The following is a 21,506-nucleotide window of genomic DNA, read 5'->3' on the forward strand; positions in this document are numbered from 1 at the left end:
CGTAGTTTCTTCCCATCTTTTTTGTTCTTCCTGTATCCTGCTAAGGGTTTCTTTGTCAAACATTTACAACTACCCTCCTGTCTTTCTTCTATATTAATTAATTTCTATATTTATAAAAAAAATCCTTTAGTAATTTGTTATAACTTACATACCAAAAATGTATAGTTATCATAACTTTTATTTAAAAATCCCTCCCTGAAAAGGGAGGGATTTTTTTATACTCTGCCCCTTACCTTCAGGGCTTCTGCAATCCTCTTTATAGCAACCATGTATGCAGCTTCTCTCATATTTACGCCGTATTCCTTATGTAGGCTGTAAACCTCATTGAAAGCTTTTACCATTAAGTGCTCTAACCTTTGATTTACTTCTTCTTCTGTCCAGTAGAAGTTCATTAAGTTCTGTACCCATTCAAAATATGATACGGTTACTCCGCCGGCATTGCACAAAATATCGGGAATTACCAGAACGCCCTTCTTGTATAAAATTTCATCTGCTTCAGGTGTGGTGGGGCCATTTGCAGCTTCGCCTATGATTTTTGCTTTGATGCTATCAGCGTTTTTGCTCGTGATTACATTTTCTAATGCAGCCGGTACTAAAATGTCCACATCTAAGGTTAGTAATTCATCACTGGAAATATCCTTGCTACCAGGGAATCCTTTTACTGTACCATTTTTGTTCTTATATTCGAGAACGGCTTTAGGATCAAGACCTTCGGGATTATAGGCACCGCCGCGGGAGTCATTTACTGCAACTATTTTACAGCCTAATTCGTTTAAAAGTCTTGCCGCAATGCTTCCTGCATTTCCGAATCCTTGAATTGCCACGGTAGCATTCTTAAGATCAATTCCCACTCTTTTAGCTGCTTCTCTAATTGTGAACATTGCTCCGCGAGCTGTAGCCTCATTTCTTCCGAGAGAACCTCCAATAACAATTGGTTTTCCTGTTACAACGCCCGGGCAGTAATAACCTCTTAATTTGCTGAATTCATCCATAAACCAGGCCATTACTTGAGCGTTGGTGTATACATCAGGAGCAGGAATATCTTTTTCAGGACCTATAATAGGACTGATGGCGGCAAAATATCCTCTGCTCAACCTTTCCAGTTCACCTTTGGAAAGTTCCTTAGGGTTAACTTTGATTCCGCCTTTTCCTCCACCGTAAGGTAACCCTATAACGGCACATTTAAAAGTCATCCATGCAGATAAGGCTTTTACCTCGTCCATTGTTACATCGGGATGAAATCTTACTCCACCTTTTGCTGGCCCTAAAACTGTGCTGTGCTGTGAGCGATATCCGATAAAGGTTTTTACTGAACCATCATCCATTTTTACCGGTATTGAAACGGTTAACACTTTTTCTGGTTCTTTTAGTACTTCAAAATAAGAATTTTCTAAACCCAGTTTGTCACATGCAGTTTTTATTTGTTTTTGTACTATCTCAAAAGGATTTAAGGTTTCTACCATGATAAACTCCCCCTCTAATTATTTTTAAAGAGAAATTAAAGAATAATTTGAAAAAACTTCCCTCCTTTCGATAAAAGTTACTTTATTATTTTTTAGCTTCTGCTGCGAGTTCAAAACCTGCGTATAAAGCTTTTTTGTTTAATTCTTCTGTTCCTTTAGGAACTCTTGCTAATATAGCAGTTTCTATAGCTTCCTTGCTTACAATACCGGTTAGCTCTGTGATTACTCCCAGAGCTACAATATTGGCTACCATAGCCCTGCCAATTTTATTTTGGGCAGTTTCAATTATTGGAAGCTCATAAATTTTAAAGGGAGAATCTATTTTTGATAATAAGGAATCTTTTATTATTATCCCCTTTTCGGAAACATTATCTTTAAATTTTTTCAAAGCTTCTTCCGATAAAGCAAGAAGAACATTAGGCTTTGTAACCTTCGGGTAGTCAATTTCACTATTACTAATTATTACTTCAGCTCTGCTGGCTCCTCCTCGTGCTTCAGGTCCATAAGACTGAGATTGAACTGCATTTTTTCCATCAATAATTGCTGCTTCGGCTAAAATAATACCTGCAAGAATCAAACCTTGTCCGCCGGAGCCGCTAAGTCTTAATTCAAATCTGTCATCCATTCTATTCTACCCCCTGAGCATTTTTTATAATTTTCATATATTCTTCCGTATATTCTGGCGCAGCTTCTTCGTAAAATTCTCCCATTACTATTTTGCCTTCTAATTCTTCTTTGCTTATCTTTTCGGCGGCTTTTATTGAAATTGTATTATCTCTTAAAATTTCCATCATTTTTACAGGGGAGCCTAATTTATTTTTCCTGCCAAAATAAGTGGGACAAATTGTGGCAGCTTCTACCACCGAAAAACCTTTATGAGTAATAGCTTTTTCTATCATCTTTATCAATTGAGGGACATGATAAACTGTACCTCTTGCCACGTATGTTGCGCCTGCGGCTTGAGCAAGTTTGCAAAGATCAAAGTTTCTATCAATATTTCCATAGGGGGCTGTCGTAGCAAAAGCACCTTTTGGAGTCATTGGAGAGTATTGACCACTCGTCATACCGTATATATTATTATTAAAAATAATAGTTGTAATATCTATATTTCTTCTTGCAGAATGAATAAAGTGATTACCACCAATGGCAGTACAGTCTCCATCTCCCGTTAAAACAATTACTTTTAATTCAGGATTTGCAAGCTTAATCCCTGTTGCAAAAGCAAGAGCTCTTCCGTGAGTAGTATGAAGGGTATTAAAATTTAAATAACCCGGAGCGCGAGAAGAACAACCAATACCAGACACTATACAAATTTTATTTTGATCAATTTTTAAATTATCTATGGCTCTTATTACCGCTCCTGTTACTATCCCATGACCACAACCTGGGCACCATATATGTGGCAATCTTTCGGTCCTGTAATATTTCTCAAGGCTTTTACGCATTGTTTAATACCTCCCGAACTTTATCGATTACCTCATCGGGGCTAATAAGTTCGCCGTTAAATTTATTTAACCCGATAACGTTAAACTTTCCTCTCGAAGTAGCTTCAACAGTTTCTATTATTTGACCGTAATTCATCTCTGCTACAATTATATTTTTTACACTGTCTGGAAGTTCGTCAATCGCCTTTTTGGGGAAGGGCCAAATCGTCTTTAATCTCAATGCTCCAATTTTTACATTATCATTTCTTAATAATTTTACCGCTCTTGCCACTGAACGAGCTGTAGAGCCAAAAGAAATTACAACTGTTTCAGCATCTTCTGTATACAATTTTTCGTAATCAATAATGTCATCTAAATTATTTTCTATCTTTTTCATTAATCTTGAAATTAATTTAAAAGTCACTTCGGGGTTAGTGGACGGAGCACCATAAACATCGTGTATTAATCCGGTTACATGATAGGGAATACCTTCACCAAAATTAACCATAGGTGGAATTCCGTCTCCATCCACATCCTCGTAGGGATTGTATTTAGTAATTTTTGACAAATCGGGTTTTTTCCTGTTTATTACTTCAACCGTGGAAGGATCTGGTAAAATCACCTTTTCCCTCATATGACCTATGACTTCATCCATCAAAAGTATTACTGGGGTTCTGTATTTTTCTGACAAATTAAAAGCACGTACGGTCATATCGAATACTTCTCTAACATAAGATGGTGATAATACAATAATCGGATGGTCGCCATGGGTTCCCCATCTTGCCTGCATTACATCACCTTGAGCAGGAAGCGTAGGAAGGCCGGTACTTGGTCCACCCCTTTGAACGTCAACTATAACGCAGGGGACCTCGGTTAAACATGCATAGCCTATGTTTTCTTGTTTTAAAGAAAAACCTGGACCACTGGTAGCTGTCATGGATTTTAAGCCTGCAAGGGAAGCACCAATAACAGCTCCCATGCTGGCGATTTCATCTTCCATTTGAATGAACTTTCCTCCCACTTTTGGGAGCTTTTCTGCAGCAATTTCCGCAATTTCTGTAGAGGGAGTAATAGGATAACCTGCATAAAAGCGCATTCCCGCTACTATTGCACCTTCCACGCAGGCTTCATTACCTTGCATTAAAACAGGCTTATTTGTCATCTTTATCATCACCTACCACTATAGCATAGTCAGGACATCTTAATTCGCATAATTTACAATTAATACAAGCTTCCGGGTTTGCTACTACGGGTTTACCGTTTTCGGAGCTAAATACTTTTTTTGGACAAAAAGCAATACATATTCCACATTTTTTGCATGCTTTCAGATCAATCTTGATTTCAACCTTTTTTTCAGACACTCTCTCACCTCAAATTCCTATTATTTAAATTTTTTTCTTTCGTGTATAATGTATTCTATATAATTTATTTTTATCCTTCCAATTTATCTCATTAATAAAAAAAATACAAAAATAATTGATTTGATGTATACAAAATTATGAAATTGTTTTACGATTTTTATATTCTTTAAGCTTTATTAAAAAATCATAAGGTACAGGGAGACTACCTAATATTAAAGGATCCCCGTGGCAATCAGAACCTCCTGTCATAAGTAAATTATGTTTCCTGGCTAATTCCATAAAAAATCTTACTGCTTCTTCATTGTGCTCTTTATGATATACTTCTATTCCTTGTATCCCCTTAAAAATTATTTTTATAATTATCTCATTACTTTTTATCAATCCCGGATGAGCAAGAACAGGGATGCCCCCGCTTTTTTTGATTAGTTCAATTGCTTCCTCAGGTGATAATTTATACCGGGGAACGTAAGCGGGCTTTCCTCTATCTAAAAAAAGTGAAAAAGCTTCTTCTACTGAGGAGACATAACCTTTTTTTACAAGTACCCTTGCTACATGAGGTCTTCCAATTGAAGGGCCTTCTGCTTCTTTTTCGACCTCTTCGATTTTTATATCAATATTAAGTTTATTTAGTTTTTCTACCATATCCTGGATTCTATTTTCTCTTTTTTTCTGTAATTCTCTCAATTTTTCTTGTAAAAAAGGCTTTTGATAGTCTATATAATATCCCAGAATGTGAATTTCTTCTTCTTCAAAGTCGGTATTAATTTCTATTCCGGGTACTACTTCAAGAAATGGATAAAACCTTGCCTTGTCCATGGCAAACTTTATTCCATCTACCGTATCATGATCTGTGATAGCAATAGCTTTTAGTTTAAACTCTATTGCTTTATCGACTATTTCTTCAGGAGTCAGTTTACCATCGGAAAAATTTGTATGAATATGAAGGTCGACTTTCATGGTATTTCCTCCTTGAAATCAAAAAAGCCTGTATAAAACAGGCTATCTAATCTCAAAATTTAATATAAAAACTTTTATGTATTTAACTAATTAAGATTATCGAGGTTCTACTATCAATTTTATTGCTGTTCTTTCCTGGCCTTCTATTTCTATATCGGTAAAAGCGGGAATACAAATAAGGTCAATTCCGCTGGGAGCTACATATCCTCTTGCAATTGCTATAGCTTTTACTGCTTGATTTAGTGCTCCGGCGCCTATTACCTGAATTTCTGCAGCTCCTTTTTCTCTTATTACACCAGCTAAAGCCCCGGCTACAGAATTTGGATTTGATTTAGCTGACACTTTTAATACTTCCATTTTTAATTCCTCCTTAAAAATTTTTACATTGTTTAATTTATTATTCTCTAAAAAACATAAAATTCCTTTTGTTTTTTAAAATTTATTTTAATAAATTTACTCTATTAATAGAAGTAGCTCGTCCTGTATTTTCTTCTATTTCTATTAAAACAGAATTTAATTGTGCTATTCCTTTTGCTACATCAAATCTTGCCGGTAATTGGGTTATAAATTTTTTTATAACACCTTCAACTTCGACTCCTAAAATGGAATTGTAAGCTCCAGTCATTCCTACGTCAGTGATATATGCAGTGCCCCTGGGCAAGATCCTTTCATCTGCCGTCTGGACATGAGTATGAGTGCCTATTACGGCAGATACTTTTCCATCCAAATACCAACCCATTGCCTGTTTTTCAGAAGTAGCTTCAGCATGAAAATCGACGATTATAATATTTGTAATAGAAGTAATTTTTTCAATTTCTTCTATGCAGGTTCTAAAAGGGCAATCTAAATTTTGCATGTATGTACGACCGGATATATTAATTATACCTATTTTAAGGTCATTTTTTATCTCTATAATTTTTGAACCCTTGCCGGGAGTACCCGGGGGATAATTAAGGGGACGAATAATTCTTTCCTCATTATCAATAAAAGTAAAAATATCTTTATTGTCCCAAACATGGTTACCCATGGTAAGAAAATTAATTCCTATTTCAAAAAGTTCATCAGCAACTTTTTTTGTAATGCCATTACCCCCGGCTGCATTTTCTCCGTTGGCAATTACAAAATCAACCGTATACTCTTCAATGATATTCTTTAAATTTTCTTTTAATATATTTCGTCCCGGTCTACCTACGATATCTCCAATGAATAATATTTTCAAATCTTTCACAACCTTTCTTTATTTTTCCCCAAATGTTAGAAAAATATTATCCCATTATAATTATCTAAAAAAGTGCGCGAAATATTCGCGCACTTTTATTTTGCATATTCGGTTGCCCTTACTTCTCTTATTACATTAACCTTTATATGGCCAGGGTATTCCAGTTCTTCTTCAATTCTTTTAGCAATATTTCGTGCAAGTTCAATGGTTTCAAGGTCATCGATTTCTTCTGGCTTTACCATAATTCTTATTTCACGACCCGCCTGAATGGCATAGGCTTTTTCTACGCCTTTAAAAGAATTGGCAATTTCTTCCAATTTTTCTAAGCGTTTTATATATGCTTCAAGAGTTTCCCTTCTTGCTCCTGGTCTTGCTGCAGAAATAGCATCTGCTGCTTGGACAAGAATGGCTTCAATAGATGCCGGTTCGACGTCATTATGGTGAGATGCAATAGCATTAATGATTATCTGTGATTCTCCAAATTTTTTTACAATCTCGGCACCTATCAGAGCATGAGGACCTTCAATATCTTGATCTACACTTTTACCTATATCGTGTAGTAAACCGGCTCTTTTCGTTACCTGAACATCTACCCCTAATTCTGCAGCCATTGCTGCGGCTATATGAGCCACTTCGATAGAATGTAAAAGTACATTTTGGCCGTAACTTGTCCTGAATTTAAGTTTACCCAGGTATTTTATCAATTCAGGATGCAAATTGTGAATGCCGGCATCAAAGGTTGCTTTTTCTCCTTCTTCTCTTATTATATTCTCAACTTCTTTTTGAGCTTTTTCTACCATTTCTTCTATTCGTGCAGGATGAATTCTACCATCTATTATTAACTTTTCCAGGGCTATTTTTGCTATTTCTCTTTTTACAGGATCAAACGCTGATAATATAACCGCTTCTGGAGTATCGTCGATAATTAAATCTACTCCTGTCAGGGTCTCCAATGCTCTAATATTTCTTCCTTCTCTCCCAATAATTCGCCCTTTCATCTCATCATTGGGCAATGTTACCACTGAAACCGTAGTTTCTGCAACGTAATCCGGCGCGCATTTTTGAATTGCGTAGGATATGATTTCTTTTGCCTTTTTCTGGGCTTCTTCTTTTGCCTGGGTTTCAATTTCTTTAATCATCATTGCCATTTCATGACGGATTTCATCTCTAACTTTATTTAAAAGATATTCTTTCGCTTCTTCTGTAGTCATTCCAGAAATTCTTTCAAGCTCAGCAACCTGTGTATTGAATAGCTCTTTTACTTTTTCATTTAATCTATTAATTTCCTGTTCTTTTTTGGCTACAGATTCTTCTTTTTTCTCTAAAACCTCAGCTTTTCTATCTAAAGCTTCTTCTTTTTGTTGTAGCCTTCTTTCAGTTCTTTGCAGCTCATTTCTTCTCTCTTTAAGTTCTTTTTCAAATTCATTTTTTTGCTTTAGAATTTCTTCCTTGGCTTCGATTAAAGCTTCTTTCTTTAAAGATTCAGCTTTTAACTGAGCATCAGAAATAATTTTTTTTGCTTCGTCTTCCGCTGATTTAATTTTTGCTTCGGCAATGTATTTTCTTGTAAAATAACCTATAGCAAAGGTTATTAAACCCGTTGCTCCAACTATAAATACAGTCGAAAAATTAATATTTACTCACCTCCCCAGACCCCTTTACTATTTACTTTCACACATTATTTTATCAAAATAAAAAACCGAGGGGAACTCGGTCTTTCCTCCTTAAAGCTTTTTACAAAACAAAGCTTCAAGTTTATTTTATAATTTTTTAATTTTAATGTCAAGCCAGTGCTAATCTTTGTTCCTTATTTTGGTAACTACGCTTTTCCCTTCTTTTAATTCCACCTTATAAGCCACATCAGCTATTTCGCTTAAGAATGTATTGTGAGTAACCATAATTATCTGCCTGTTAAAGGCTTCACTTATATGTTTTAAAAACATCGCAACGTTTTGTATATATTCGCTGCTGACATGTTTTGCAGGTTCGTCTAAAATGATTGGCCCTTTCTTATAACTAAATATATTTTCTAATACGGCAATCCTTAAAGCTAAGGATATAACATCCACTACTCCACCGCCACGAGCATCCTGCGGTTTTGTAATAATTTTTTGCCCATTATAATTGGATATTACAAAAAATTCCGCTTCAGGACGATTTCTTGCTTCTTCAATAGATATTTTAAATTCTATATTTGATCCAAAAACATACTGAAGACAATTAGTAACTAAAATTTCTATTTGTTGTTTTACCTGTTCTCTTGAGAATTCTGCTGTTTTCTGCAGAAGAATTCTTACCTGTTGTAAAATATCTTCTATTTCTTTTATTTCATTATATTCTTGAAGGATTTTATTTTTTTCGTTTTCAAGCTGTTCTTTGATATTTTTTTTAACTGTATAATCCAAAAACAATTGCTGATAATTTCGCTCAAGGATTTCTATTTCTTTTTCTAATTCCATTCGGCTTCACCAATCCCTTATTTTATATATTTTCGGGAAGCATACTTTTTGCCCTGGAAAGTAAGTCTTCAATTTCTTTGCTGAGTTTTTCAATTTCTTTATCCAATTCTTCAGGTTTCACGTTTAATTTTTGAAGCTCAGCGAGTAAATCCTGTTTTTGCCTTTGCAGTTCTTCAAGTTTTGCTTCAGCTCTATATTTGAGAGCTTTAGCTTTATCTATTTTTTCTTTTATTTCCTGGATTTCTTTTTCTGGATCCATTAATTATTGCCTCCTTTTGATAAAATTTCTGCAGCAATTTTTTCTACTTGCTTTTCATCTAATATGCTAAAACAAATAGGACATTTAGAAAGTTTTTTCATTAAAAAAACGTATTTATGAGATTCCTTAGTTAGATAATCTTCAATTTTTTCTAAATACCTTAGTGTTTCATTAATGTTATTTTGGTTTACTATTAATTCTTCTTTAAGCTTTTTTAATTTTTCAAGAAGAGTTTTTTTATTGTCTAATTCCTTTAAGTATTCTTCAACTTTAAATATATCTTTAAAATTATTTGCTTTTTGCTCTAATTGTTTGATATTCTTCGAAAGGTTGCCAATTTTATTTTTTAAATCCCACAAATCCTTATATTTTTTAAGGTTTTCCTCTGCTTTAGTATAAAATTCTTCGCTTTTATTTACATATTTTGTCTTTTCTATTATTGATAGTAATAATAATCTTTCCTTTTCTAATTTATTAAGTTTTAATGAAAAGTCTTTCAGTTTTTTATATTTTTGTATTTTGTCATTAGTTTCTATAAAAATTCGTTCTGCAATCAAAACATTCCTTGTATCATTTAACACTTTTTGAATACTTAGTTTTTGTAATTCAAGTTCACCTAATTTTTGATCTATATTATAAAGCTGCTTAAAGGATAATGATTTTTTTTCCGCGGTTTTTATTAGTTCTTCTGCAATTTCAACGGTCTGTAAGCTTTTAAGTAATGAATTAATATTATATTCTTCTTCATAAATATATTGAAATTTTTCTTTTATACTCATTAAATTCTTTAATGTATATAACTTTACTTTTAGTAATTCAATTAAATTCTTAGTGATATCCAGTTTATACCTTATTGCATCCAAATCTTTGTATTCATTTAATCTATTTTTTAACTCTTCTAATTTCTGTAATACAATTTTTTCTTTAAAATTGTAATCATTTAATTCTTTATTGGTAATTTTTAAAGCTGCATCAAGCACGTGTATTCCTGCTAACTTTCCCAGAATTCTGGCTCTTGTAGCTGGATTTTCCGAAAGCAAAAAAGGTCCTTCTAATTGTTCTGAAAGATTTGCAAAGGAAATGGCATCTTTGTCTATTTTTATTTTAGGTATACCGTGGGCTTTATATATTTCCTGAGGGACGGTATTACCAAATCCCTCAAAAACCATTTCTTCACCGTTTTTAATTAAAATATATCTATTTCTGTTTATTCCTTTTTCTCTAATAATTTGAGTATTATCTTCTAAAGTTAATTTAACGCGGCAAAAATTTTCCCCCACCGATATAAAATCACTTCCCCGGGGTTCATTATAAAGGACCCATTTTAAAGCTCTAATAATTGAGCTTTTTCCCTGATCTGTAGGTCCCAGTATTACTGTCATTCCATCATCAAATTCAATTTTCGTTTTTTTGTGAGACTGAAAATTTTCAATCTCCAGGCTTAATATTTTGCTCATTAAATCACCTCAAGGTCTTCACCATCAAAAGAGCTATTCAGCTGAGCCTGTTCTATCTTCTTTAAAGCTTCCTCCACAATTTCTTTTTTTAGATTATCTTTTTTAGAAATTTCGTTTAATATTGCTGTAAAATCATAAGATTTAAAACTGGAAGCAGAATTAATACCCTGAATAAAATCTGATAGTTTTTTTTCTTTAAATTCCATTTCCTCCAATTTTGATCTATCCAATACATCCTGACCGGGTAAAGCAGTTTTCAATACAATATTTTCGATTTTTATGTCATTTTCTATCTCGATCAGGGTGACCTTTGGCATTCTTGATATCTCTACCAATGAGCTATCTATTCTAACTACACTTCCCGGATTTACAAAATATTTTCCGTTTATTTGCTTCACGCCAAATCCGGTATGATAATGTCCTGATAAAGTGATATCTGCTTCAGTATTAATAATTTCATCAATGGTGGTAAAAAAGGAAGTTTTAAAATAAGGTTTATCCATGAGCATACCGTGAACTATATGTATAGCCACATCACAATCTTCCTTTTTTACCCTGTAGCCCTCTTTGTCCTCTTTATCCAAATTATAAAAAAAATGGGTGCCCGTCAATCTGACAGTGATACCGTTTTTTTTAAAGAAAATTTTTTGCCCTGGATTTATAAGGTTTATAATATTTATGGAATCCAGTAATCCAAGCATTGTTCTTTTAATTGTAGCTGGATTTTGCCCATACATGTCGTGATTGCCGGCAACCATATATAGAGGGACGTCTAATTTTTTTAAACGAATTACCACTTCTCTCACCAATGAAGGAGGTGTATCAGGCCTATCGAATAAATCTCCACCGTGTATTACTGCATTCACATTATTTTGCCGGGCTATATTTATTATTTCTTCTAATTTTTTTAATACTGTTTCAAGAAAGTTATCCTTTCTGCCCTGAGGGTTCGTGTTTCTGATATGGGTATCGGTAAAAAACAAAAACTTCATTTTTTATTCCCTTCTGTTGCTTTAGGTTCTAATGTTTTTTTTCTTTCATCTAAGGTTTTTTCGCTGGCTATATTTGTTTGAGTTATTTCAGTTCTGTCCAGAATATTATATTTTTCCTTTACCTTTTTCTCAATCTCTCTTAATAATTCGGGGTGTTCTTTTAAAAATTGTTTTGCGTTTTCCCTGCCCTGTCCAATTTTTTCATTGCAGTAAGAATACCATGCACCACTTTTTTGTATAATACCTATATCCGCAGCAAAATCCAGAACACAACCTTCTTTAGAAATTCCTTCGCCGTACATAATATCAAATTCAGCCTGCTTAAAGGGAGGGGCGACCTTGTTTTTTACCACTTTTACAAGGGTTCTGCTGCCAATAGTTTCGTCCCCTTCCTTTAAAACATTAGTTTTTCTAACTTCTAATCTCACTGAAGCGTAGAATTTTAGCGCCCTTCCTCCAGGGGTAGTCTCAGGATTACCAAACATAACACCCACTTTTTCCCTTAATTGATTAATGAAAATAGCTACAGTTTTTGATTTGCTAATGGATCCTGCTAATTTTCTTAAGGCTTGAGACATTAATCTTGCCTGAAGGCCAACAAAGGAATCGCCCATTTCGCCGTCCAATTCTGCCTTGGGGACTAAGGCTGCTACCGAATCCACTACTATTACATCCACTGCCCCACTTCTCACGAGAGCTTCTGCTATTTCCAATGCCTGTTCTCCTGTGTCTGGCTGAGAAATCAAAAGATTATCGATATCTACACCTAATTTTTTTGCATAAGAAGGATCTAAAGCGTGCTCTGCATCAATAAAGGCAGCAATTCCTCCCATTTTTTGCGCTTCAGCAATTATATGTAGGGCAACGGTAGTTTTTCCTGAAGATTCAGGACCATATATTTCAATGATTCTCCCTCTTGGTACACCCCCTACTCCTAAGGCAATATCAAGAGGAAGGGCTCCCGTAGGGATTACTTCTACGCTTAATTTTGCCGCAGCTTCACCCAAGCGCATTATAGAACCTTTGCCAAACTGTCTTTCTATTTGAGTCAATGCCATTTCGAGCGCTTTTTGTTTTTCCATCATTATATAACCCCTCCAAAAATAAAATAATAATAAGTTAATTATACACAATGAATAAAATAAAAAACATATAAAATTTATATACTATTATTTTTGAAGAAAGAAGAATGAATTACGGTGTACTGAGGACCCTGCCTTGAAAGGGTGCTTTTCATTAAATTAATTGAATTCACAATAAAAGAAATTTCAAATTTTAAATCTTCCGGTAGAAAAATCTGTTTTGAATCCTCTTTAAATCTTCCCAGAGTTAAATGAGGTTTAAAACTTTTTTCATCAAAAGAAATATTACTACTTTTCAACAATTCATCTAATTCTTTTTTGATTTTAATAACCTGCTCAGGATTTTTAATACCCACCCATAAAACCCTGGGTTTTTTAGAGTTTGGGAAAAATCCCATATCCCCTAATTCTATTTTAAAACTACTGTATTTTAGGCTGACTTTGTCTAATATTTCGATTAATTTTGGTATTATAATTTCAGGTATTTCTCCCAGGAAATTTAGAGTTAGGTGGTAATTATAGGGTTCCACCCATTTAATGCCTTTAATGTAATTAAGTCTTCTGCAGTATTTAGCTATTTCTTTTTTTGTATCTTCGTCTATTTCAATCGAAATAAAGGTTCTAATTAGATTTTCACTCAAAAGCAATGCACCCTTCCTAAAATTCCAGTAATTTTTCTCTTAATAATTGTAAAGCAGCATTTGCAGCCCGTTCTTTAATTTCCTGTCTTTTGCCTTTGAATAAAAATTTTTTTGAAAAGGTATGATTTTTATCTGAGTATCCTATATATACCAATCCTACCGGTTTTTCCAATGTGCCTCCATCGGGTCCGGCTATTCCTGTAACCGAAAGCCCTATATCGCATTTAGCATTAATTCTAATGCCCATTGCCATTTCTTCCGCAGTTTTCTCGCTTACAGCGCCGTTTTTTTCTATTGTTTCGGGGTTTACTCCCAACAACTCGATTTTTGATTTGTTACTATAACTAACTACTGCCCTTTCTAAGGATTTTGAAATACCCGGTATATTGGTGAGTTTATGGGAAATAAGCCCTCCGGTACAGGATTCTGCGATTGCTATGGTAATACCTTTTTCTATAAGCATTTTTGCTATCACATCTTCTATTTTTTGATCATCAAAAGCGTAAATGTAATTGCCCACCCTTCTTTTAATTTCTTCTTCTATAGGAATAATCATTTGTATAGCTTCTTCTTTATTTTTTGCTTTAGCAGTAATCCTGATGGTAACTTCTCCCATTTTTGCATAAGGGGCTATTGTAGGATTCGACTGAGAATCTATCAGATCTATTAATTTTTCTTCTAAGGATGATTCTCCTATTCCGTAAAATTTTAATACCCGAGAAAATATTATTGCTCCGCTTTTTTTCTGAAGATAAGGAATACAGTAATTATAAAGCATTGGTTCCATTTCAAAAGGTGGACCCGGGAGCATAATAACAATTTTATCATCTTTTTCAAGTAAAACTCCCGGAGCTAAACCTATTTCATTAGGAATTATTTTTGAGGTTTCAGGAACCAGAGCCTGTCTAAGATTATTTTTAGTAAATTCCCTGTTGACTCGTTTAAAAAATTCTTCAATTTTTCTCAAAGCTTCTTCATTGATGATCATTTTTAAATTTAATGCTTCAGCAATTGCATCCTTGGTAATATCGTCTCTGGTTGGTCCTAATCCCCCAGTAGTAATAATAACATCGGATCTTTTTAGGGCAGACTGAAAAACCTCTTTAATTCTTGTAAAATTGTCCCCAACCACAGTGTGATAGTACACATCAATACCGATTTCTTTCAGTGCTCTGGCAATAACAAAAGCATTTGTATTTACTATATCCCCCAGCAGTAATTCTGTACCTACACAAATTATTTCTGCCTTCATTCTTTTTCACCCTTCTAATAAAATTTGAAAGATTTTAAGCAGCTTTAAAGATTTCTGAACATTTTAATAAGTTGCGGAAAGTATCTCCATCAATTTTCTCGTTTTCAATTAAAATTTCCACAATATTGGTTAAATCCTCCTTGCATTTTTCTATTAATCCTTTTACTTCTTCCTTTATGGTATTTATGATTTTAACCATTTCCGTATAGAGTTCACGCTGCGGCAGTGTATTTTTATCTACCGTGCCAAGAGAAGACATACCGGAATAAATTATATTTTTAGCATAATTTACAGCTTGATTAATATCACTCGTTGAACCCGTACTTGCTTCACCTAATAATACTTCTTCAGCGGCAGCTCCGGCCAATGATATTGCTATATTTGCTTCCAAATCCTTTTTCGTAAAAAGATATGTGTCATCTTCCATTTTCTGACGCATGTATCCCAGGGCTTGACCTCTTGAGGTTACGGTAATTGCTGATACGGAACCTGGTTTATAATATTCGCTGGCCAAAGCATGACCTAATTCGTGCACGGCAATTCGCCGGATTTCTTCTTTTCCCGGCTTTCTCTTGAGCTTTTCTCCCATAATTACTTTATCTATTGCTTCTAAAAAATGCTTCTGCTTTATTTTCTTTTCTTTTTCCCTCATAGCAAGAATAGCTGCTTCATTACATAAGCTTTCTAAGTGAGCTCCAGAAAAACCAAAAGTTTCTTTTGCTATTGCATCTAAATTTACATCCTCATCGAGAGGCTTATCCTGAGTATGAATTTTTAGTATCTCGAGTCTTCCTTCTTTATCAGGTAAATTAACTTTTACTATTCTATCAAATCTACCCGGTCTTAAAATTGCAGGATCTAATATATCAGGTCTATTAGTAGCAGCAATAACTAAAATATTTACATCATCATCTTTTGCAGAAAGCCCATCCATTTCAACCAAAAGCTGATTCAGGGTTTGATCATATTCCATATGGCTATTGTTTTTACCTCTTGAGCCTGCTATTATTTCGATTTCATCTATAAATATAATACAGTGTCTTTTAGAATTCTTCCTGGCTAAATTTCTTGCAGTGTTAAAAAGTTGCCTTACCCTCTGAGCGCCAACACCCGCGTACATTTCTACGAATTCGCTACCAGAAGCATATACAAAAGCAGAATCAATATAGTTTGAAGCAGCTTTTGCGAGCAGAGTTTTTCCAGTGCCGGGTTCTCCGGTAAGAAGGATACCGCGGAGGGGTCTAATACCCATTCTTTTTACCTCATCGTAATTTTTTATAAAATCTAAAGCCTCCTGAAGTTCATTTTTTGCTGTATCCTGTCCTCCTATATCCTCAAAGGTAATTCTTGTTTCATTATTATCCTTTTTTTGACTAACCTTTATATAATTGGTATTCTTTAAAATATTTAAAAATACTATTGAAAACAACACAATGCCAATTATTGGAAGAATATTGATTCCATTTATTAACAGAAAAATTGATACCGCAATTACCGCTCCGAGTATTATTTCAAAAATCACCGTTAACACCCCTTATGCCCAAAAAATTTAAGAGTAAATTATTTTTCAAATAAAACCTGATAAAACACTTCATTATTTTTTTCCATTGTTAAGTATAAATTCATATCCTCATCAAATTCAATTTTTACATAAAAATTTTCCTTAATAGAAAGTTCATCAATCGAATCCTTCATTTTTACATATTCGCCAGTCTTTTGCGCTTCATAAATGATAAATCTTATCTTTTCTTCATATATATTGCTAAGCTCGCCTTTTTTATTGATAATAGTTATCCTGTAGGGTTTATTTTTTAAATATTTTTGAATAGTTTTGTTTAAATCTTCATAAGTCTCTTTAAAGCTATCAACTTTATTAAGTTCTATTTTTATATTTACCTGATCATTAAATTTTTCGACCTCCACATTTTTTATATAATTTTTTTGTTTAATATCTTCCAGCAATGGTTTATCTATACCGTATTTTTTATATACTTGCTGTCCAGCAATCAATAGAAAAAAAGAAACGATAAAGACAATAGCTATTAATTTAACATCTAAATCTTCAAATTTCATTATATCCCCCTCAAACGAATATTTGTTTACTCAAATATTATAGCATATAAAAATTTTTTTTGTCATAAAAAAAGAGAGGCAATATTTAGAATAAGCCTCTCTTTTTTAAACCTTTTCTCCATAAAGATCATAATCGTATGCTTCTTTTATGATAACATCTGCGAATTCTCCTATCTTTATATTATTTCCCTTAACGAAAATAACACCATCTACATTTTTGCTGTCTCTATAACTTCTACCGAAAAATAAATTCTTTTCATTTATATATCCTTCTATAAGAACTTTTAATTTTTTACCAATAAAACGTTTGTTAATGGTTCTGGAAATAAGTTTCTGAACTTTCATTAACTCCTCATATCTTTGTTCTTTTATTTTTTCGGGTAAATGTAATCTATAATGGTATGCTAATGTCCCTTCTTCCTTTGAATATTTAAAGGCTCCTACCCTGTCAATTTGGTAAGTCCAGATAAAGTTTTTAAGCTCCTCAAATTCTTCCTTTTTTTCAGATGGGAATCCTACTATAAAAGTAGTTCTTAAAGCAATATCGGGGATAGTTTGCCTCAATTTATTAAACAATATTTTTATTTCTTTGGAGCTGGTTTTTCTTCCCATTAATTTTAATATCCTATCATTAACATGTTGAAGGGGAATATCTAAATATTTTACGATTTTTTCGCTTTCTGCAATTGTTTTAATTAAATGATCATCAATATAAGAAGGATAGGCGTATAATAATCTTATCCAGAAATCCCCGGGAATCTTAGTTATTCTTTTCAGCAGTTCTGAAAGGCTGAATTTTCCATATAAATCTTTGCCATAGAAAGTTATATCCTGGGCTATTATGTTAATTTCTTTAACTCCCTTTGAAATTAAATATTTTGCTTCCCTTATTATAGATTCCATATCCCTGCTTTTGTATTTTCCTTTTATCCTGGGAATTACACAATAAGAACAACAATTATTGCAACCTTCGGCAATTTTTAAGTTTGCCGAAAACGCATCACTTAAGATCCTATCTTCCTCATTGTAAATTAAATGAGACTGATTGCTAATCTCAATAGTTCTATTCCTATTCTTAATTATTCCGGGTAATTTATATAAATCCCCCGAACCTATTATTGCATCTATCTCGGGGATTTCATTTTTTATTTCTTCTCCGAGAAGTTTAGCAAGACAGCCCGCAGCTATTAGGAAGATATTTTTATTATTCTTTTTTAGTGCGGCAATTTTTTTAAGGGTATTCAAAGATTCTTCTTTTGCAGCTTTAATAAACCCACAAGTATTAACAATTATTACATTTGCATCTTTAATGTTTTCGGTAAAACTGTAACCTTCCTTTTTCAGAGCTCCCAGAATTAACTCCGAGTCTACTAAATTTTTATCACAACCTAAGGTAATTAAGCTTATTTTTTCAACCACGAATTTACCTCCAGCAGTTATATTTTTCAGTTATATTTTATTTATAAAAATAGTAACAGGGCTTGAGCCGCTCAATGGCAGTTTTTTATTCAATATAAAAAATTCTATTGCCTTTGGATTTCCTACTCTAACTTCTAATCCGGTGGTCGATTCAAAGTATTTTTCCTCTTGGGGTTGTAAGGTGCCCTCAAATATAATTTTTCCATTTTCTTTCACCGAGATCCAGCATCTATCGGATAATACTTTTATATTTGCCTGAATTTTTTCAGATAAAACTTCCGCAGTAATTTTTTTGGCAGTCTCTTCCACAATTTTTACTTCTTCTTTGCTTTCCTGTACCGGTATTTGGTTATTTTGAGTGTTATTTTGATTTGGATTCGGTATCTGAGATTGAATGACGGATTCCGAATTATTTAAATTATTTTCGTTATTTGTGGATTTGAATGAGTAGTTCAGAGGGTTTAAATTAAGAATGTATATTATTCCTGCAATTATTATTAGAGTAAAAGTCCAAACTACCCACGCTTTAATTTTTTTCTTATTAATTTTCACTTCCTGAATTTCTTTTTTTGAATTTTCTCCTTTATATATAAAATTTTCTTCTTTATTTTTTATTTCAGTATTATTTACCAGGTTTTTATATACGTTAAGAATTGAGATATAATCAATACCGCATATTTGGGAATAATTTTTTAAAAAGCCTTTAACATATACATCTCCTCCAGGGATTAATTGAAAATTCCCCTCTTCCATAGAAGATAAATATTTTTTCCTTATTTTTGTCTCTTTTTCTATATAATCCAAAGTTATACCTTTTTTTTCTCTTTCATTTTTTAAATACTCACCCAAATCCTTAAAGTTCTTAATTTCATTTATTTCCATAGGACTCTTTTGCCCCCCTAATAATTTTAAAAATAGTATTTCCCTGGAAATCGCATAATTTTCACAATATTTATATGTTTCGACTTTTTGTTATCTTTCAGTTATTCATCAACTTATCATATTGCTCTTTGTTTATCAAAATTTGTCGAGGTTTCGCACCATCGTACCCGCTGATAATCCCTTGCGCTTCTAATTGATCTATTAATCTTGCAGCCCTGGCATATCCAACCCTTAACTTCCTTTGAAGAAGAGAAACCGATGCTTGACCGTTTTCAAAAACAATTTTCAATGCTTCTCTGAATAGTTCATCCACTTCTTCATAATTTTTTTGCTCTATTTCGCTATCAATTTCTTCTAAATTTTTCTCATAGGTTGGTTTCATTTGGTTTTTAATGAAGTTTAATACATTATCAATTTCTTTTTCGCTAATATAGGCTCCCTGGACCCTTACAGGCTTAGAAGCTCCTATAGGTAAGAATAACATGTCGCCTTTACCCAGCAATTTTTCCGCTCCTGCCATATCCAAAATAGTTCTTGAATCAACCTGAGAAGATACCGCAAAAGAGATTCTTGAAGGTATATTTGCTTTTATCAAGCCCGTTATTACATCTACAGAAGGTCTTTGAGTAGCAACTATCAAATGCATTCCTGCTGCTCTCGCCATTTGTGCTAAGCGACATATGGAATCTTCTACTTCTTTTGGAGAAACCATCATAAGATCTGCTAATTCATCAATAATTATCAATATTTTTGGTAGTTTTTCTTGTCCTATAATCTCATTATACCTGTTGATATCCTTTACACCTTTTTGAGCAAATAATTGATATCTTCTTTCCATTTCGCTGACCATCCAATTTAAAGCGGCAGAAGCTTTTTTAGGGTCATTTATAACCGGTGTCAATAAATGAGGTATACCGTTGTAGCAAGATAATTCTACCCTTTTAGGATCAATCAATAATAGCCTTACGTTCATTGGAGAAGCTTTAAATAAAATACTTAAAATTATACAGTTAATGCAAATACTTTTGCCTGAACCCGTAGCACCTGCAATTAGCAAATGGGGCATTTCCTGTAGATCAGCTACAATTGGTTTACCTGCAATATCCTTTCCTAAAGCCGCAGTTAAAGGTGAGTCAGAATTTTTAAAAAGGGGAGATTCTATAATATCTCTAAGATATACCCTTGAGACTTCTTTGTTAGGGATTTCTATACCTACAGCTGATTTTCCGGGTATAGGAGCTTCTATTCTTACATCCGGCACAGCGAGGCTTAAGGCTATATCGTCCGAAAGGCTTACAATTTTACTTACCTTTACTCCCGGAGAAGGTTGAAGTTCAAATCTTGTTACTGTAGGTCCGCATCCTACCTCTATAACTTTTGCTTGAATCCCAAAGCTTAATAAAGTATTTTCGAGGACCTGAGCTGTATTTAAAATTTCCTTTTCGCTTAAATTTTGCCCTTTATCAGGAGATTTTTTCAGTAAACTTATTGGTGGTAACTTATAATCAATATAATTTTCGCATACAGAATTCTTTTTTACAACAACTGTTTTAATATTGTCTTCATCTTTATCGATCGCTAATTTGTTATTATTGGACAAATTATTTATCTTGATGGGTAACTCATTTATCTCTAAGGATTTATTTGCTGCAGGGTTTTGTAAATCATTTTTCGCCTCTATTTTATCTAATTCTTCCTTTAATGGAGCCTTAATTTTAATTTTTCTTTTATACAGTCTTTTAAAAGTTTTTAGCATTATATCAATAGGTGAAGACCCTGTAATTAGTATTATGCTTATACTTGAAAGCGCAGTCATAAAAATATAGAAGCCCCATAAACCGAATAATTTATAGAAAAAATAATAATTTATTGCCCCTAAGATTCCTCCCCCTTTGCCCTGTTTTGCATAAAGAATGCTTTCTTTAATTAATTCAGGAAGGTTTACTGAGAAAATATTGTTTTTAATTTTAAAATGAAGGATTGAGGATACAACTATAAAAATTATAATTGCTCCTGTTGTTCTGAGATTGAGTTCATTATTATTAATTTTTAAGGAAAAAGAAAGACCTAAAAATAAAAATAATACACTGAATACAACGGCTCCTTCGCCCGCAATTAAATATAAAAGATTTTTAATAAAATTTCCAACAGCACCGGTATTTTTAAAATATAAAGATATAATAAAGTACATTCCCAGAAAAACAAAAACAATTCCTTTAATCTCTTGAACTAATCCTCTTTTTTTATTAATTACCGTCTTCACCGAATCACCCCACCATGAAATAATTCTCCATATAGCAGGAAAATCCTTTTTAAAAAATAAAAAGGCTTTTAAGCCTTTTTATTAATGCATTCTAAATAAAATTATTTTACCCGGTTGAAATTCTGGATTTAAATAATCCATAGGATTTGAACTAATAATTCTTATTATTTTAGCAGAAAAATTGTCCATTGGTTCTACTATAAGTTTTAAGTCTACATCGATCAAAATTTCTTTAAAATTAACGTTGGATTTTTCAAACCCCTCCATTATTATTTCATAAGGCATCGGTGTATATAATATCAT

The 21,506-nt window shown here is 33.1% G+C and carries 22 protein-coding genes; all 22 read right to left on the reverse strand.

The features are described 5' to 3' along the window. Positions 1 to 215 precede the first annotated feature (215 nt). Positions 216 to 1,463, reverse strand: a complete 1,248-nt coding sequence (locus tag ACPLOV_RS09275; RefSeq protein WP_424909791.1) for a Glu/Leu/Phe/Val family dehydrogenase — start codon at positions 1,461 to 1,463, stop codon at positions 216 to 218. A gap of 85 nt (positions 1,464 to 1,548) precedes the next feature. Beyond that, positions 1,549 to 2,088 carry a 2-oxoacid:acceptor oxidoreductase family protein gene (locus ACPLOV_RS09280; protein WP_424909790.1) on the reverse strand — a complete coding sequence of 180 codons (540 nt, stop codon included), beginning with the start codon at positions 2,086 to 2,088 and terminating at the stop codon, positions 1,549 to 1,551. A 1-nt stretch (position 2,089) separates the two neighbouring features. Beyond that, the gene (locus tag ACPLOV_RS09285) at positions 2,090 to 2,908 is read right to left on the reverse strand and encodes a 2-oxoacid:ferredoxin oxidoreductase subunit beta (protein WP_424909789.1); all 819 of its coding nucleotides are present in this window, start codon (positions 2,906 to 2,908) and stop codon (positions 2,090 to 2,092) included. After that, complete coding sequence (locus tag ACPLOV_RS09290) at positions 2,901 to 4,049, reverse strand: 2-oxoacid:acceptor oxidoreductase subunit alpha (RefSeq protein ID WP_424909788.1); 1,149 nt, start codon at positions 4,047 to 4,049, stop codon at positions 2,901 to 2,903. Before ACPLOV_RS09290 ends, ACPLOV_RS09285 begins: the two co-directional genes overlap by 8 nt. Further along, a complete protein-coding gene (locus ACPLOV_RS09295) occupies positions 4,039 to 4,248 on the reverse strand; it encodes a 4Fe-4S dicluster domain-containing protein (protein ID WP_424909787.1) in 210 nt (69 codons plus the stop codon). The genes ACPLOV_RS09290 and ACPLOV_RS09295 overlap by 11 nt, the downstream gene beginning before the upstream one ends. A 135-nt stretch (positions 4,249 to 4,383) precedes the next feature. Next, positions 4,384 to 5,205, reverse strand: coding sequence for a PHP domain-containing protein (locus tag ACPLOV_RS09300; RefSeq protein ID WP_424909786.1), 822 nt, complete (start codon positions 5,203 to 5,205; stop codon positions 4,384 to 4,386). A gap of 96 nt (positions 5,206 to 5,301) precedes the next feature. Beyond that, on the reverse strand, positions 5,302 to 5,562 hold the full coding sequence (locus tag ACPLOV_RS09305) for a stage V sporulation protein S (protein ID WP_068748500.1): 261 nt from the start codon (positions 5,560 to 5,562) through the stop codon (positions 5,302 to 5,304). An 82-nt stretch (positions 5,563 to 5,644) separates the two neighbouring features. Then, entirely contained in the window at positions 5,645 to 6,424 is a 780-nt protein-coding gene (locus ACPLOV_RS09310) for a TIGR00282 family metallophosphoesterase (protein ID WP_424909785.1), read from the reverse strand. A 95-nt stretch (positions 6,425 to 6,519) separates the two neighbouring features. Beyond that, positions 6,520 to 8,058 (reverse strand): ribonuclease Y, encoded by a 1,539-nt coding sequence (gene rny / locus ACPLOV_RS09315; RefSeq protein WP_424911071.1) that lies wholly within the window; start codon positions 8,056 to 8,058, stop codon positions 6,520 to 6,522. 159 nt (positions 8,059 to 8,217) lie between these two features. Further along, positions 8,218 to 8,883, reverse strand: a complete 666-nt coding sequence (locus tag ACPLOV_RS09320; RefSeq protein ID WP_424909448.1) for an ATPase — start codon at positions 8,881 to 8,883, stop codon at positions 8,218 to 8,220. A 22-nt stretch (positions 8,884 to 8,905) separates the two neighbouring features. Then, positions 8,906 to 9,142 (reverse strand): hypothetical protein, encoded by a 237-nt coding sequence (locus ACPLOV_RS09325; RefSeq protein WP_424909447.1) that lies wholly within the window; start codon positions 9,140 to 9,142, stop codon positions 8,906 to 8,908. Next, positions 9,142 to 10,599 carry an AAA family ATPase gene (locus ACPLOV_RS09330; protein WP_424909446.1) on the reverse strand — a complete coding sequence of 486 codons (1,458 nt, stop codon included), beginning with the start codon at positions 10,597 to 10,599 and terminating at the stop codon, positions 9,142 to 9,144. Before ACPLOV_RS09330 ends, ACPLOV_RS09325 begins: the two co-directional genes overlap by 1 nt. Beyond that, the gene (locus tag ACPLOV_RS09335; protein ID WP_424909445.1) at positions 10,599 to 11,591 is read right to left on the reverse strand and encodes a metallophosphoesterase family protein; all 993 of its coding nucleotides are present in this window, start codon (positions 11,589 to 11,591) and stop codon (positions 10,599 to 10,601) included. Before ACPLOV_RS09335 ends, ACPLOV_RS09330 begins: the two co-directional genes overlap by 1 nt. Next, positions 11,588 to 12,676 (reverse strand): recombinase RecA, encoded by a 1,089-nt coding sequence (gene recA, locus ACPLOV_RS09340; protein WP_424909444.1) that lies wholly within the window; start codon positions 12,674 to 12,676, stop codon positions 11,588 to 11,590. The genes ACPLOV_RS09335 and recA overlap by 4 nt, the downstream gene beginning before the upstream one ends. A gap of 74 nt (positions 12,677 to 12,750) precedes the next feature. Continuing rightward, entirely contained in the window at positions 12,751 to 13,314 is a 564-nt protein-coding gene (thpR, locus tag ACPLOV_RS09345) for an RNA 2',3'-cyclic phosphodiesterase (protein WP_424911066.1), read from the reverse strand. 16 nt (positions 13,315 to 13,330) lie between these two features. Next, a complete protein-coding gene (locus tag ACPLOV_RS09350) occupies positions 13,331 to 14,566 on the reverse strand; it encodes a competence/damage-inducible protein A (protein WP_424909442.1) in 1,236 nt (411 codons plus the stop codon). A 34-nt stretch (positions 14,567 to 14,600) separates the two neighbouring features. Then, on the reverse strand, positions 14,601 to 16,088 hold the full coding sequence (locus tag ACPLOV_RS09355; protein ID WP_424909441.1) for an AAA family ATPase: 1,488 nt from the start codon (positions 16,086 to 16,088) through the stop codon (positions 14,601 to 14,603). A 38-nt stretch (positions 16,089 to 16,126) separates the two neighbouring features. After that, positions 16,127 to 16,639 carry a hypothetical protein gene (locus ACPLOV_RS09360; RefSeq protein WP_424909440.1) on the reverse strand — a complete coding sequence of 171 codons (513 nt, stop codon included), beginning with the start codon at positions 16,637 to 16,639 and terminating at the stop codon, positions 16,127 to 16,129. A 105-nt stretch (positions 16,640 to 16,744) separates the two neighbouring features. Continuing rightward, a complete protein-coding gene (rimO, locus tag ACPLOV_RS09365; RefSeq protein ID WP_424909439.1) occupies positions 16,745 to 18,058 on the reverse strand; it encodes a 30S ribosomal protein S12 methylthiotransferase RimO in 1,314 nt (437 codons plus the stop codon). A 30-nt stretch (positions 18,059 to 18,088) separates the two neighbouring features. Then, positions 18,089 to 18,940 carry a helix-turn-helix domain-containing protein gene (locus ACPLOV_RS09370; RefSeq protein WP_424909438.1) on the reverse strand — a complete coding sequence of 284 codons (852 nt, stop codon included), beginning with the start codon at positions 18,938 to 18,940 and terminating at the stop codon, positions 18,089 to 18,091. A gap of 97 nt (positions 18,941 to 19,037) precedes the next feature. After that, positions 19,038 to 21,203: a DNA translocase FtsK 4TM domain-containing protein gene (locus ACPLOV_RS09375; protein ID WP_424911067.1), complete on the reverse strand. Its 2,166-nt coding sequence runs from the start codon at positions 21,201 to 21,203 to the stop codon at positions 19,038 to 19,040. An 81-nt stretch (positions 21,204 to 21,284) separates the two neighbouring features. Then, on the reverse strand, positions 21,285 to 21,506 hold the full coding sequence (locus ACPLOV_RS09380; protein ID WP_424908842.1) for a YlzJ-like family protein: 222 nt from the start codon (positions 21,504 to 21,506) through the stop codon (positions 21,285 to 21,287).

Origin of the sequence: Thermovenabulum sp. (genome assembly GCF_049723235.1) — a bacterium.
Lineage (GTDB): Bacteria > Bacillota > Thermosediminibacteria > Thermosediminibacterales > Thermosediminibacteraceae > Thermovenabulum.

Excerpts from the sequence above, each read along its gene's own strand:
- ACPLOV_RS09275 (WP_424909791.1), bottom strand. The coding sequence starts at position 1,463 with ATGGTAGAAACCTTAAATCCTTTTGAGATAGTACAAAAACAAATAAAA.
- ACPLOV_RS09280 (WP_424909790.1), bottom strand. The coding sequence starts at position 2,088 with ATGGATGACAGATTTGAATTAAGACTTAGCGGCTCCGGCGGACAAGGT.
- ACPLOV_RS09285 (WP_424909789.1), bottom strand. The coding sequence starts at position 2,908 with ATGCGTAAAAGCCTTGAGAAATATTACAGGACCGAAAGATTGCCACAT.
- ACPLOV_RS09290 (WP_424909788.1), bottom strand. The coding sequence starts at position 4,049 with ATGACAAATAAGCCTGTTTTAATGCAAGGTAATGAAGCCTGCGTGGAA.
- ACPLOV_RS09300 (WP_424909786.1), bottom strand. The coding sequence starts at position 5,205 with ATGAAAGTCGACCTTCATATTCATACAAATTTTTCCGATGGTAAACTG.
- ACPLOV_RS09305 (WP_068748500.1), bottom strand. The coding sequence starts at position 5,562 with ATGGAAGTATTAAAAGTGTCAGCTAAATCAAATCCAAATTCTGTAGCC.
- ACPLOV_RS09320 (WP_424909448.1), bottom strand. The coding sequence starts at position 8,883 with ATGGAATTAGAAAAAGAAATAGAAATCCTTGAGCGAAATTATCAGCAA.
- ACPLOV_RS09325 (WP_424909447.1), bottom strand. The coding sequence starts at position 9,142 with ATGGATCCAGAAAAAGAAATCCAGGAAATAAAAGAAAAAATAGATAAA.
- ACPLOV_RS09330 (WP_424909446.1), bottom strand. The coding sequence starts at position 10,599 with ATGAGCAAAATATTAAGCCTGGAGATTGAAAATTTTCAGTCTCACAAA.
- ACPLOV_RS09335 (WP_424909445.1), bottom strand. The coding sequence starts at position 11,591 with ATGAAGTTTTTGTTTTTTACCGATACCCATATCAGAAACACGAACCCT.
- recA (WP_424909444.1), bottom strand. The coding sequence starts at position 12,676 with ATGATGGAAAAACAAAAAGCGCTCGAAATGGCATTGACTCAAATAGAA.
- ACPLOV_RS09350 (WP_424909442.1), bottom strand. The coding sequence starts at position 14,566 with ATGAAGGCAGAAATAATTTGTGTAGGTACAGAATTACTGCTGGGGGAT.
- ACPLOV_RS09360 (WP_424909440.1), bottom strand. The coding sequence starts at position 16,639 with ATGAAATTTGAAGATTTAGATGTTAAATTAATAGCTATTGTCTTTATC.
- ACPLOV_RS09370 (WP_424909438.1), bottom strand. The coding sequence starts at position 18,940 with ATGGAAATAAATGAAATTAAGAACTTTAAGGATTTGGGTGAGTATTTA.
- ACPLOV_RS09380 (WP_424908842.1), bottom strand. The coding sequence starts at position 21,506 with ATGATATTATATACACCGATGCCTTATGAAATAATAATGGAGGGGTTT.